The organism is Neobacillus sp. NPDC093127, from assembly GCF_044754175.1.
Classification (GTDB): domain Bacteria; phylum Bacillota; class Bacilli; order Bacillales; family Cytobacillaceae; genus Neobacillus.
In genome coordinates this window covers 605,016-617,862 of the sequence record NZ_JBIVOP010000001.1, presented here as the reverse complement: position 1 = coordinate 617,862, position 12,847 = coordinate 605,016, and the positions used below count along the sequence as shown (strand labels likewise).

The window sequence follows — 12,847 nt, the reverse complement described above, 5'->3', positions numbered from 1 at the left end:
TTAATCTTGTCTCGCAGGGAGGGGTTTACATGAATCTAGACGATTATCGTGGAGTCTGGATATTCATCGAACAAAACGATGGGAAAATCGAAGGTGTTTCCCTAGAATTGCTTGGAGCTGGCAGGAAGCTGGCCGATAAATTACAGGTTCCGCTATCGGGATTTTTATTAGGCAGTGAAATTAAATCGTTAGAAAATCAAGTGATTGCTTATGGTGCTGATCAAGTATACATGGTCGACCATCCAGTTTTAAAGAATTATCGGACAGAGTCCTATATGAAAGGCGTTATGCTCCTAGCGGAAAAATATAAACCAGAAATTATCCTTTACGGGGCGACACCAAACGGGAAAGACCTAGCAAGTGCGGTTGCAACCGATTTAAATACAGGTTTAACAGCAGATACAACGATGTTGGACGTGGATGTAGATAATCGATTACTAGAGGCAAGCCGTCCTGCTTTCGGCGGTAATATTATGGCAACTATTCTTTGTAAGAAGCACCGTCCGCAAATGGCCACTGTCAGACCAAAGGTCATGAAGGCATTAGAACCGGATACCTCAAGACTTGGCAAAATCATTGAAGAGAAAATATCACTGCAAGAAGAAGATATGCGCACAAAAGTGCTCCGAATTGTGAATGATGTAACAAAAAAGGCAAATTTGGCTGATGCCCATGTGATTGTCTGTGGCGGTAAGGGAATGGGGGACTTGCAAAACTTCCAGCTCATTCATGAATTAGCAGATACGATTGGAGCGAGTGTCGGCGGTACACGTGACGTTGTCGAAGCAGGCTGGCTGCCGCATGAGCAGCAAGTAGGTCAAACCGGTGAAACGGTAACACCAAAAATCTACTTTGCAATTGGAATATCAGGTGCAATCCAGCATGTCGTCGGCATGAAAAACTCTGAGTTTATTATCGCCATCAATAAAGATCCGAACGCACCCATCTTTGATGTCGCCACATATGGAATTGTAGGAGACGCAATGGAAATCATCCCTAAACTAATCGAGCAGTTTAAGCAGCTAATGACAGAAAAAGGCGGTGAAATGAGCTATGCCTGAAAAATTTGATGTGATTGTTGTTGGGGCGGGTCCAGCAGGTACGTCTTGTGCCTTAACTTGTGCAAAGAGCGGCCTAAACGTTTTGCTTATTGAAAGAGGAGAATATCCAGGGGCTAAAAACGTAATGGGCGGAGTATTATACCGTAAGCAAATGGAAGAATTAGTTCCTGAATTTTGGAAGGAAGCACCGCTTGAGAGACCGGTCATTGAGCAGCGCTTTTGGATGATGGACAAAGAATCTGTCGTTCAATTCGGTTACAAAGGTCTTGAATGGGCAACTGAACCATATAATAACTTTACCGTGCTGCGGGCGCAGTTTGACCAATGGTTTGCGAAAAAGGCAGTCGATGCTGGAGCCCTTTTGATTAACGAAACCGTTGTCACTGAATGTATTGTTGAAAACGGTAAGGTAGTGGGTGTTCGCACCGACCGCCCGGACGGAGAGGTTTATGCCGATGTTGTGGTCCTTGCTGACGGAGTTAACTCACTCCTCTCGAAACAATTAGGCTTTCATAAAGAATTCCGTCCAGATGAAGTAGCCTTAACGGTTATGGAAGTTATTAATCTGCCAAAAGAAAAAATTAATGACCGCTTTAACGTAGAAGATAATCAAGGTTGTACGATTGAGATTTTTGGTGATTCAACAAAAGGAAATCTTGGTACCGCCTTCCTGTACACGAATAAGGAAAGCTTGAATATCGGGGTAGGAACAACCCTTTCAAGTATGATTAAAGCGAAATTAAAGCCATATGAGCTCCTTGATTACTTGAAAAATCACCCAATGGTCAAACCGTTGATTGCGGGCGGGGAATCAGCAGAGTATCTTGCCCACTTGATTCCAGAAGGCGGTTACCGTTCGGTTCCGAAGGTGGCTGGCAATGGTGTTATTATTATTGGCGATGCTGCCCAGCTTGTTAACGCCATCCATCGTGAAGGTTCGAACATGGCGATGTACTCTGGCCTTTTAGCTGCCGAATCAATCCTTGAGGCTAAACATCGGGAAGACTTTAGCGAATCAAGTTTAAATATCTATCGTGAGAAGCTTTTTGATAGCTTTATAATGAAAGACTTAGAGAAGTATAAAGATGCAGCCCATACGTTTGAGAAGTATCCACAATACTTTAACGACTACGTGCCGATGATGAATAAAGCAATGAGTAAATTCTTTACCGTTGATGGAACGCCAAAACGCGAAAAGCAAAAACAAATCATGAAGAGTGTAACAGCAGAAAAAGGAACGCTTCGAGTATTGCAAGATTTATATCGTGCTTGGAAGGCGGTGAAATAATGTCAACGAAGAATATCGAGGAAAAACAGTATCTTCTCAGGTTTAAGTGTGATACAAAGTCCCATTTGACCGTGCTTGATCATGATGTTTGCATGACACAATGTCCCGATAAAATTTGTACAGTATTTTGCCCTGCCGAGGTTTATAAGTGGGAAGGAACACGGATGCAGGTAGGCTACGAAGGCTGCCACGAATGCGGCAGCTGCCGGATTGGCTGCCCGTATCAGAATATTAAATGGGAATATCCTAAAGGCGGACATGGGATTGTCTTCCGGTTAGCTTAATTAAAAAAGTGCTGCTTACCATGCGAGCAGCACTTTTTTTAAAAGAATAATACCACTATATGTAGGTTTTTTCACAAGTGAGGGTAAAAAGAAGGTGAAGCAGTGGGTAAGTATTTTAGGAGTTTAGCTTATTTTTTCTAATAGGGCTGCTGAGGTAAGTTCATCTTTTATGCTTGATGCTGCTAATGACGAAGCAAGTGTAATTGCATGATCGATTAATTTCATAGGTGCTGAACAATAATATGGCTTTTGCCAATTAAAATCGCCTTCACTGTTAGCGGGATAAACACTTACTTTCCAGTGATAATAAATTTTTGGCTGTGGGAGCTGCACCCCTTCAACAGCAATGAGCCAATGGGTAGAAGGTGAATATGGATTGTAAGTATCGGATTCTTTTAGTGTTATTAAATCATCTGCACCAATTGCAATTAATTCCTTCGGATAAAAGTCATGATAATTTGGGGTTTTCATGTTTTTGCCCTCCCTTAAATGGTTTATCTATATTATATGAAACTTTTAAACATTTTTGAGTGATAAATGTTAAAACTTTTCAAAAAAGTTTAAGCGCTTTCATAATTTGGACAAATTAGTAGCACACATTCGATGGATGTGACCTATGTCACTACATTAAATGATGGTTCCTTTTATACTTGAGGCATTAAATGATGTATGAGGTGAATGATGATGAGTGGCTGCATGAGTGGTTTTGGGGGTATGCCTCAAGCTGAATTAAGTGAAGGGCTAAAACAATTAAAAAGTGAACATCCTCCATTATTAGGACAATTAGAAGAATTATATGGCCTAACACAACAAATTGATCAAGAAATCGATGTGAAAAATAACTTTAAAGAATTAATTACCAAGGTCAAAGCATTTAAGGCAGCTCTTGACCCGCATTCCGAAAGAGAAGAGGGTGTTCTTTTCCCAATGATGGGTGTATATATCGGTACCACTTCTGGACCGATTGCGGTTATGGAATATGAACATGATCAAGCGAAAGCAAATATTGGAGCTTTCTTAGCAACAGCGGAAGTTGCCCAAGGGGCGGTTGATGAAAAAAAGAAATCAGCCGAATTAATACAAAATGCCTACTTTATCTTAACCGAGCATTTCTCCAAAGAGGAAAATGTGTTATTCCCTATGGCAGAAAGAATGCTAACAGATGAAGAAAAGGCGGAATTATTACGTAAAATCCAAGAAATAAAATAAGGATGGCCCCCGGGGGTCATCCTTATTTTATTTGATTCCACTCCCAAACCTTTTGATCAGAAGGAAGGAGGAAGGCGATTAGACCGAGCAGCGGCAGCACCCCGAGCCAGGTGATCATCGACTGTAAACCAATCCAGTCAGCAATATACCCGAGACCGACTGAGCCTATTGCTCCCATGCCAAACGCAAGCCCGACAGTCAACCCGGACATTGTTCCAATTTTCCCTGGCACTAATTCCTGGGCATACACAACCGTAACTGAAAAACTGGTCATTAAAATAAATCCAGTAAGGATAAGGAAGATAAAGGCCACGGTTGGTGAAACATAAGGGATTAGAATCGAAAAAGGGAGGGTCGCTAACATCGAAAAGGATATGATCTTTTTCTTTCCAAATCGGTCTGAAAGTGGACCGCCAAAGAATGTGCCAATTGCCCCAGAGACTAAAAATGCGAATAAGAAGGCCTGAGATTCTTTAATTGTAAGTGAATATTCTTTTATAGCAAAAAATGTATAAAAATTGGTCATTCCAGATGTGTACCAAGTTCTTGCAAAAATAAGTAAAAGAATTAAACCTAAGGTACTTTTTACCTCTCTGGACAAACCTTTTTTCTGTTCTAAGCTAGCATTCTTTTTCCTCGCTGGTTTTGGAAAAGCGATCAATCTCTGTTTATACCAATTAGCAATATAAATTAATAAAATGACCGCGAGTCCAGCAACTAACGTAAACCAGGATGCGCCAATTTGTCCTAGTGGGACCAATACGAGTGCGGTAATTACTGGGGCTAATGCCTGGCCGGTATTGCCTCCCACTTGATAAATGGATTGTGCAAGTCCCCTGCGGTTTCCAGCAGCCATGTAAGCCACCCTAGAACCTTCCGGATGAAATACCGCAGAACCGAGCCCAATGAAAAGGACTGACAAGACAATCATTCCGAAACTCGAAGCAAACCCTAATCCAAGGATCCCGAATAAAGTAAAAGTGAGCCCGATTGGCAGGGCATAGGGCATTGGTTTTTTGTCTGTTAACATCCCAACCATTGGCTGCATGACGGATGAAACCATATTTAAGGAAAAGGCAATGATTCCAAGCTGAGTGAAGCTTAAACCCATTGACTTTTCTAAAATTGGAAACATGGCGGGTATAACAGCTTGAATGGCATCATTCAATAAATGGCACAGTCCAATGATAAAAAGTATTTTAAACATAGTTGATTCAGAAGCTTTTGGGACTTTCGCAGGTATTACGGCTTGTTGAGTCATAAATAATCCCTTCTTTATTAAAATAGCTAAATATTTTTCTATCCATATCTTACTACTGAATGACTAAAATATGAAATATTTGTTTCTAATTTCGAAATATTTAAATTTCAACTGATTAGAATAAAACGTTAAAATAAAATATTCCTGTTTTTTTAAGATAAATTGACAATAATCCATATTTTTTTTATAATAAGTTTGAAATCGAGATAATTTAGCGTAAACTAGATTATGATTATTTAAACCTAAAAGGATGAGTTTTGTATGGAAAATGATGCAATTGCTAAATCATTGAAGCTATATATTGTCCTTTCAAGAGCTTATAAAGCCATTAATGAACACGTAAATAAGGTTATTCAGGGAAGTGGGTTAAATCCTACTGAATTTGCTGTTTTAGAACTGCTTTATCATAAAGGTGATCAGCCGATGCAGCAAATTGGCGGAAAAATATTGCTTGCGAGCGGAAGCATTACTTACGTGGTCGATAAGCTCGAACAAAAGGGATTGTTGAAAAGAGTCGCCTGTCCAAGCGACCGAAGGGTAACGTACGCTCAAATTACGGACGAGGGAAAAAAGTTTATTCAGGATATTTTTCCGGAGCATGCAGCGCAAATCGATAGGTTAATGTCGAGCCTCTCAGATTCGGAGAAAACGGAAGCAATTGACCTATTGAAAAAACTAGGTCTGCCTGCGGGGAAATTTTAATACGGCCAATGGTCGTATTTTTTTTTGTAATGAATAGTAGTCGATAGTGTATAATAAAAGGGGTTGGAATATTAAAAAAATTTTTACTATAGGAGAGAGATAAATGAAATTTGAAAATTATACATATGAACGGCCAAATCTTACTGACATCACAACAAAGTTTAACGCGGCAATTGAAGAATTCAAGAATTCTGCCACCGTTGAGGAACAAAGTAAGGCAATGAATTTGGTAAATGAGTTTAGAAATGACCTTGGCACTATGTTTAACCTTTGCTATATCCGTCATTCGATTGATACGAACGACGAGTTTTATAAAGCAGAACAAGATTATATGGATGAACTCCAGCCTGAGGTTGAAGGGTTAGTGACCAACTATTATCAAGCATTGGTTGATTCAAAATTCCGCAATGAGTTAGAAAAAAAGTGGGGAAAGCAGCTTTTCGCACTAGCCGAAGGACAGCTTAAGACGTTTAAACCGGAAATCGTTCCGTTATTGCAAAAGGAAAATCGGTTATCAACAGAATATACGAAGCTGATTGCTGCAGCGAAAATAGACTTTGAAGGAGAAGAACGAACACTTGCACAAATCGATCCGTTCATCGAATCGACTGACAGAGAAATGCGCAAGCGGGCAAGTGAGGCGAAATTTGGTTTCTTCGCTGAGCATGAAGCAGAGCTTGATCGAATTTATGATGAGCTTGTCAAAGTAAGAACGGAAATAGCCGAAAAATTAGGGTTTGAAAATTTTGTTGAACTTGGTTATTACCGAATGATGCGAACCGATTATAACGCAGAAATGGTCGCTAATTTCCGCCAGCAGGTGAAGGATTTTATTGTCCCAATTGCGACAAAACTTAAAACTCGTCAACGCGAACGATTAGGCCTTGACCAATTAAATTATTATGATGAAGGCTTCGTTTTTCAGACTGGTAATGCGACCCCAAAGGGAAGTCCAGAATGGATTATTGAAAACGGACAAAAAATGTATGAAGATCTTTCAAAGGAAACGGGAGACTTTTTCCGGTTTATGCAGGAAAATAACCTTATGGATCTCGTTGCCAAGAAAGGGAAAGCCGGCGGTGGATATTGTTCGTATATTGAGAACTATAAAGCGCCGTTTATCTTTTCCAACTTCAATGGAACTTCAGGGGATATCGATGTATTGACACATGAAGCGGGCCATGCCTTCCAGGTTTATTCCAGCCGTCATTTTGAAATTCCGGAATATTATTGGCCAACCTACGAAGCATGTGAAATCCATTCCATGAGTATGGAGTTTTTTACGTGGCCATGGATGGAGCTTTTCTTTCAAGAGGATACAGATAAATATAAGTTTTCACACTTAAGTGATGCGCTTCTTTTCTTGCCATATGGGGTTTCAGCTGATGAATTCCAGCACTGGGTTTATGAAAATCCAACAGCTTCTCCGGAAGAGCGCAAGCTTCAATGGCGTGAAATTGAGAAAAAATATATGCCGCATAAAGATTATGATGGCAATGAATATTTAGAAAATGGCGGCTTCTGGCAACGCCAGGGACATATATATAATTCGCCGTTTTATTATATTGATTACACGCTTGCGCAAATTTGCGCCTTCCAATTCTGGAAGCGTTCAAGAGAGAATCAAGAAGAAGCTTGGGCAGATTACGTCAAGCTGTGTAAGCTTGGCGGCAGCATGTCGTTTACCAAACTTGCTGCGGCTGCCAATTTAATTTCGCCATTTGAAGATGGCTGTGTCGAATCAGTGGTGGGTGAAATTGAGAATTGGCTAAATTCTGTGGATGATAAAAGGCTCTAATAAAAAATGGCTGTGTTAAAGAATATTGTTGATTTTGATCACAATGTTGATTGGAGTGGAAGGCGCGAGACTCCTGCGGGAGCAGCGGGACAGGCGAGACCCCGCAGGCGCTTTAGCGCCGAGGAGGCTCACCGCCCGCCCCGCGGAAAGCGAAGCGCCTGGAACGGAAATCAACATTCACTTTTAACACAGCCTTAAAAATAAAAGCGAAGCCGCTTCATTAGTGGCTTCGCTTTATTATCACTTAACAGTTACTGCAATTTCTGAAACAACTTTTAATTCCCCGTCTTCAACTATAGCGGCTAGTTTTTTTGTATCTGGCTGGTCTAAAATGAAGTCAGCAATTTTATCTTCAAGCTGTTCTTGGATTACTCTGCGAAGAGGACGTGCGCCAAAGGCAGGGTGGTAACCAAGCTCAGCTAGTTTTTCTTTTGCATCCGCTGTGATTGTTAATTCAATGTTTTGTTCTGCTAATGTTTCATATAAATCAGCTAACATTAAATCAACAATATATAAAATATGATCTTTAGCGAGTGAGTTAAATTCAATAATACTATCAAAACGATTTAAAAATTCTGGCTTAAAGAAGCTGCCGAGCGAATCGAGAATACTTGCTTCCTCAACTGCTTCGCTTATTCCAAAGCCAACGTGAACTGGTTTGTGGGCAATGCCGGCATTGCTGGTCATAATGATGACCGTATCCTTAAAGCTTACAATTCTTCCCTGACTATCCGTGAGACGACCGTCTTCGAGGATTTGCAGGAACATATGCTGGACGTCAGGATGAGCCTTTTCAATTTCGTCCAGTAAAATAATGCTATAAGGGTTCCGACGAACTTTTTCAGTAAGTTGACCTGCCTCATCATGTCCAATATAGCCGGGAGGAGAACCAATTAATTTAGCGACACTGTGCTTTTCCATGTATTCGCTCATATCAAGGCGAATCATCGAATCCTTTGTCCCAAATAATTCTTCCGCTAGTGTTTTCGATAACTCGGTTTTTCCGACACCTGTCGGGCCGACAAATAAGAATGAGCCGATTGGACGATTCTTTGCTTTTAAGCCGGCACGGCTGCGGCGGATCGCTTTTGAAATTTTTTGGACAGCTTTTTCTTGCCCGATGACCTTTTTGTTTAAGTTTTCTTCTAAATATTTCATTCTAAGCTGTTCGTCTTGCTGTAGTTTACCAACCGGAATTCCGGTTTTTTGTTCAATGATTTCTTGAATATGGTTAATCGTTACAATTGGTCTCTCCGAACTTGGAACATGATTTAAAGACTTCTCAAGTTTTGCTTCTTCATCACGCAGCTTTGCTGCCTTTTCATACTCTTCATTTTTTAGTACTTCTTCCTTAGCAGCTGCAATTTCTTTTAGGCGAGCTTCAATCTGCTCATTACTTTTGTTATCAGCAGTAAGATTCAATTTTGAACCTGCTTCATCAAGTAAGTCAATCGCTTTGTCCGGCAGGAAACGGTCTTGAATATAGCGCTGTGATAGGTTTACACAAGCCAGGATTGCTTCATCTGTATAAATGACATCGTGATAATCCTCGTATTTCTTCTGAATGCCTTTTAAGATTTCAATCGCAGCGCCAGCAGTTGGTTCTTGGACGTGTACTGGCTGGAAGCGGCGTTCTAAGGCGGCATCCTTTTCAATTTGCCTGTATTCCTTTAAGGTTGTGGCACCGACTAACTGCAATTCACCGCGGGCAAGTGCAGGCTTTAAGATGTTGCCGGCATCCATGGAACCTTCTGCGGAACCAGCTCCAACAAGCAGATGAATTTCATCAATGAACAGGATCACATTCTTACGCTCCTGTACCTCAGTAATTAATTGTTTCATGCGTTCCTCAAATTGCCCACGAATGCCGGTATTGGCAACAAGTGATGCAACATCTAATAAATAAACTTCTTTATTCCGCAGTTTGCCAGGGACATCTCCTTCAGCAATTTTTTGGGCAAGCCCTTCGGCAATAGCTGTTTTTCCGACACCTGGTTCACCGATTAGTACGGGATTATTTTTGTTTCGTCGATTTAGGATTTCAATGACGCGATTGACTTCCTCGTCACGTCCAATTACCGGGTCAATTAAGCCTGCATTAGCTAATTGAGTTAAGTTCCGGCCGAATTGGTCAATAAAACCTCCGTGTGCCGTTTTACGCTGATTTTGCGGAGCGAATTGATTAGCCAGGTTTTGACCCTCTGAATAGTTTTTATTCATTAAGAAATCTTCAAGTGGGAATCCTTGAAATGGGTTCAGTTTCATGCCAAAGCCTGCGCCTAATGCTTGCTTTTCTTTTGTATAACACTCATGGCAGAGTTTCATATCATTTCGCTTCCCGTTCACGTTCACGGTTAATTGAACATGAGCTTGATTTTGATTGCATCGTTGACAAAGCATCATAAAATAACCTCCTAGTTATTGATATTTGACTTTGACTATATTTGACCTTATGAACCATAGTATACTCTGACCTTTTTTGACTTTCAAGTTTTTTGACTATGGGAATGCTTACTAATTAAGGAAAAAAAGCTCGTCTTTGTTTGTCCCCATGGTCATATATTGATGATAAGGGGGAGATGGTGTGAACAGGAATTGGAATCAAGCCTTTCAAATTGCGGCAGTTTATGTAGGAACTGTTGTGGGAGCAGGATTCGCCACAGGAAAAGAAATCGTTGAATTTTTTTCGCGATTCGGTTTCTTTGGCTTTATTAGTATATTAATGAGCGGTTATCTCTTTGTAATGATTGGATCGAAAATGATGAGAATGGCGGCTCAAATCGAGGCAAAATCCTATCAAGACTTTAATGAGTACCTGTTTGGAAAATGGGCAGGCAGTGTCATTAATATATTTATGCTGTTAATGCTTCTTGGGGTTAGCGCAGTAATGCTTGCCGGAGCGGGAGCGGTGTTTGAGGAACAGTTAGGGCTGCCAAGAAATATTGGCGTTTTTCTAACGATTTTTCTTTCTTATCTTGTGATGCTTGTCGGAACAAAAGGTCTGTTTGCTGTTAATACATTTGTTGTTCCATTGATGATTACCTTCAGTTTAATCTTGATGTTTTTATCCGTGCAAATGCCGAACTTTTTAGAACAATTTTTGTATATTCCCCATGCTCCGGATGGCTGGAAGAGTGTGATTGCTCCTTTTTCTTATGCAGCATTGAATCTTGGCTTAGCCCAGGCAGTATTAGTACCGGTTGCCACAGAGGTTAAGGATGACTGGACAATCAAATGGGGGGGAATCCTTGGCGGACTGGCATTAACACTGATTTTAATCGGTAGTCATTTTACGTTAATAATGCTTCCGAATTTAGAATTGTATGATATTCCAATGGCCATTATTATGAAAAACCTGGCTCCATTCTTTTATTGGATTTTTGTTCTTGTTATTTATGGGGAGATTTTTACTTCTGTGATTGGAAATGTCTTTGGCCTTGATAGGCAGCTGCAGCAGCTTATTCCGGTTTCGACAATGGTATCGGTTACTGCTATTTTTGCCGTCTCTTACCTGATAAGCCTTGTGAATTATAGTACGCTCCTTTCCTACCTATATCCATTGTTCGGCTATATTTGTATGTCGTTTTTTATTTTATTGTGGATGAAACCATTTTCACCAAGTAAGAGAAATTAAGAAAGCAGCTGAAGAGTTATCAGCTGCTTTTTTCTATTTTAACGGTAAGAAGATAAAAATCATAATATCAAAGACGATATGTGAAACAATGACGAGCGGCATACTCTTTTTCCAATAATAAAGTAAACCCCAGAAAAAACCTGAAATTAAGGCAGCAGCGACTAGTAAAAATGAGCCTGAATAGATATGGACTGAGGCGAATAATAACGCGGCTATTCCAATGCTGACAATCGGTTTAAAGTGAGCTAATAGACTTTTTTGGATAAACCCCCGCCAAAAAAGTTCTTCTCCAGGCGCAGCAACCAAAACTAGTGCAATATACTGCCAAAACAGTTTTGGTTCATACCAGCGGTACAGTTTTTTTATGTCTTTTTCAAACGGAAGATGAAGATTGTGGATGGCTTGAAATCCCAGCCAAAAGACAAAATATATCAAGAGTCCGCTGATTGCTCCCAGGAAAATATATTGGAAAAAGGGTGCCTCATCATCAACATCACCTTGAAACATCGCAAATGCTATTAGTACGAGCAATGATCCAGTAAAGATATACCAAAAGATTGCTTTATCATGAAAGGAAAAGAATATCAGTGCATGTGCAATAATCAATCCGGCAATAAAGCGGATGTTTAGGAAGTGTTTTTTCATTTTAGCGAACCCCTTTAAGAATCAATAAAGTATACTTTAACAAAAAAAATGCCGGAAAGGAAATGATTACATTAAACATTTTAACCAAATACATTGATAAGATTATCAAAAGAAGAAAAAAATAATCGGGAAAGGAGTGAATGTGATGAGTAAATCGCAGAGTCAGCATGAAAGGGAATGGACTGTCAGGAAACAGGATCAAAATCCCCATGGTAAGGTAAAATCATTAAAGCAAATAGCAAAAGAAACTGGGCAAGGAAAGTAAGACATAAGGGAAAAGGCAGCCTGGGCTGCCTTTTCTACGATTCTATTAATAAGCGCTTTCTTTTACCACCTTATAGTTTTTATGGTTGACAACTGTACGCTGATCCAATTCTAAATCACGGTAATTATCCATAAATGTTAGGTCGACTATGACAGAATTTTCATTTACCTTTTCTACAATCCCCTGCAAGCCGCCGCGGAATTCGATGATATTACCTACTTCTGCTTTTTTCATTAGTCTCTCTCCTCTACATTACAAAACTATAAAATCCATTTAAATAACAGTTTGCACTACTTTTTAGCATTCGTAAAGGCTTTTATTTGACAATTTTGTTAATTTCTCTTGATTAATTGATTATATGTAACAAATCATGCAAAAAGAATAGAAAACGCTTACAAAGATAGAGTGTGATCTTTAATGAAAGTTGACTTTATGAAAGGTCAATAAGGTAAAATAAAGATGGTAAAGGTGGTGCAACAATGAAGGAAGAAATAACGGAAATTTTGGATCGACTGATGACAGGGGAGCTCTCAGAATATTACGTCAAGAATGAAGATTTTATGGAATTTCGCGAGGTTCTTGTAAAAAGAAACGATTTTAAGCATTTCCGCGGCATCGGTCAGCGGGGCGGAGATGTTTTGTATCAATATTTAAAAGAACCTAGAAGTTAATAGCTTTTTAAGAGGAGAACTCAGTAATT

At 39.9% G+C, this 12,847-nt stretch carries 14 protein-coding genes; 9 read left to right on the top strand and 5 right to left on the bottom strand.

Going from position 1 to position 12,847, the window contains the following annotated elements; all coding sequences use genetic code 11:
- The first annotated feature begins 29 nt into the window (after positions 1 to 29).
- From ACIQCO_RS03070 to ACIQCO_RS03060, 3 genes are read left to right on the top strand one after another with little or no spacing between them, the layout of a single operon-like run.
- Positions 30 to 1,061 carry an electron transfer flavoprotein subunit alpha/FixB family protein gene (locus ACIQCO_RS03070; RefSeq protein ID WP_400425791.1) on the top strand — a complete coding sequence of 344 codons (1,032 nt, stop codon included), beginning with the start codon at positions 30 to 32 and terminating at the stop codon, positions 1,059 to 1,061.
- On the top strand, positions 1,054 to 2,349 hold the full coding sequence (locus ACIQCO_RS03065; RefSeq protein WP_400425789.1) for an FAD-dependent oxidoreductase: 1,296 nt from the start codon (positions 1,054 to 1,056) through the stop codon (positions 2,347 to 2,349). The genes ACIQCO_RS03070 and ACIQCO_RS03065 overlap by 8 nt, the downstream gene beginning before the upstream one ends.
- The gene (locus ACIQCO_RS03060; RefSeq protein ID WP_040204690.1) at positions 2,349 to 2,633 is read left to right on the top strand and encodes a ferredoxin family protein; all 285 of its coding nucleotides are present in this window, start codon (positions 2,349 to 2,351) and stop codon (positions 2,631 to 2,633) included. Before ACIQCO_RS03065 ends, ACIQCO_RS03060 begins: the two co-directional genes overlap by 1 nt.
- Positions 2,634 to 2,756: 123 nt before the next feature.
- On the opposite strand, the gene ACIQCO_RS03055 is transcribed toward ACIQCO_RS03060, so the two are convergent.
- The gene (locus ACIQCO_RS03055) at positions 2,757 to 3,104 is read right to left on the bottom strand and encodes a hypothetical protein (RefSeq protein ID WP_400425786.1); all 348 of its coding nucleotides are present in this window, start codon (positions 3,102 to 3,104) and stop codon (positions 2,757 to 2,759) included.
- Between the two features lie 225 nt (positions 3,105 to 3,329).
- Here ACIQCO_RS03055 and ACIQCO_RS03050 point away from each other — a divergent pair, with 225 nt between their 5' ends.
- Positions 3,330 to 3,842 (top strand): hemerythrin domain-containing protein, encoded by a 513-nt coding sequence (locus tag ACIQCO_RS03050; protein WP_400425784.1) that lies wholly within the window; start codon positions 3,330 to 3,332, stop codon positions 3,840 to 3,842.
- 22 nt (positions 3,843 to 3,864) lie between these two features.
- On the opposite strand, the gene ACIQCO_RS03045 is transcribed toward ACIQCO_RS03050, so the two are convergent.
- On the bottom strand, positions 3,865 to 5,103 hold the full coding sequence (locus ACIQCO_RS03045; RefSeq protein WP_400425782.1) for an MFS transporter: 1,239 nt from the start codon (positions 5,101 to 5,103) through the stop codon (positions 3,865 to 3,867).
- 261 nt (positions 5,104 to 5,364) lie between these two features.
- Here ACIQCO_RS03045 and ACIQCO_RS03040 point away from each other — a divergent pair, with 261 nt between their 5' ends.
- Both ACIQCO_RS03040 and ACIQCO_RS03035 read left to right on the top strand, forming a co-directional pair.
- On the top strand, positions 5,365 to 5,805 hold the full coding sequence (locus ACIQCO_RS03040; RefSeq protein WP_400425780.1) for a MarR family winged helix-turn-helix transcriptional regulator: 441 nt from the start codon (positions 5,365 to 5,367) through the stop codon (positions 5,803 to 5,805).
- Between the two features lie 103 nt (positions 5,806 to 5,908).
- Positions 5,909 to 7,603: a M3 family oligoendopeptidase gene (locus ACIQCO_RS03035; RefSeq protein ID WP_400425778.1), complete on the top strand. Its 1,695-nt coding sequence runs from the start codon at positions 5,909 to 5,911 to the stop codon at positions 7,601 to 7,603.
- A gap of 240 nt (positions 7,604 to 7,843) precedes the next feature.
- Here the strand turns inward: ACIQCO_RS03035 and ACIQCO_RS03030 are convergent, their stop codons facing one another.
- On the bottom strand, positions 7,844 to 10,003 hold the full coding sequence (locus ACIQCO_RS03030) for an ATP-dependent Clp protease ATP-binding subunit (protein WP_400425924.1): 2,160 nt from the start codon (positions 10,001 to 10,003) through the stop codon (positions 7,844 to 7,846).
- A 184-nt stretch (positions 10,004 to 10,187) separates the two neighbouring features.
- On the opposite strand from ACIQCO_RS03030, the gene ACIQCO_RS03025 reads away from it, so the two are divergent.
- Entirely contained in the window at positions 10,188 to 11,237 is a 1,050-nt protein-coding gene (locus ACIQCO_RS03025; protein ID WP_400425776.1) for a YkvI family membrane protein, read from the top strand.
- 33 nt (positions 11,238 to 11,270) lie between these two features.
- Here ACIQCO_RS03025 and ACIQCO_RS03020 read toward each other — a convergent pair whose 3' ends face one another.
- Positions 11,271 to 11,882, bottom strand: a complete 612-nt coding sequence (locus ACIQCO_RS03020; RefSeq protein ID WP_400425774.1) for a CPBP family intramembrane glutamic endopeptidase — start codon at positions 11,880 to 11,882, stop codon at positions 11,271 to 11,273.
- 145 nt (positions 11,883 to 12,027) lie between these two features.
- Here ACIQCO_RS03020 and ACIQCO_RS03015 point away from each other — a divergent pair, with 145 nt between their 5' ends.
- Positions 12,028 to 12,147: a DUF6254 family protein gene (locus tag ACIQCO_RS03015; RefSeq protein WP_235845458.1), complete on the top strand. Its 120-nt coding sequence runs from the start codon at positions 12,028 to 12,030 to the stop codon at positions 12,145 to 12,147.
- Between the two features lie 45 nt (positions 12,148 to 12,192).
- Here the strand turns inward: ACIQCO_RS03015 and ACIQCO_RS03010 are convergent, their stop codons facing one another.
- On the bottom strand, positions 12,193 to 12,381 hold the full coding sequence (locus ACIQCO_RS03010) for a YkvS family protein (protein ID WP_066084800.1): 189 nt from the start codon (positions 12,379 to 12,381) through the stop codon (positions 12,193 to 12,195).
- A 245-nt stretch (positions 12,382 to 12,626) separates the two neighbouring features.
- On the opposite strand from ACIQCO_RS03010, the gene ACIQCO_RS03005 reads away from it, so the two are divergent.
- A complete protein-coding gene (locus ACIQCO_RS03005) occupies positions 12,627 to 12,818 on the top strand; it encodes a hypothetical protein (protein ID WP_024029035.1) in 192 nt (63 codons plus the stop codon).
- The last annotated feature ends 29 nt before the right edge of the window (positions 12,819 to 12,847 follow it).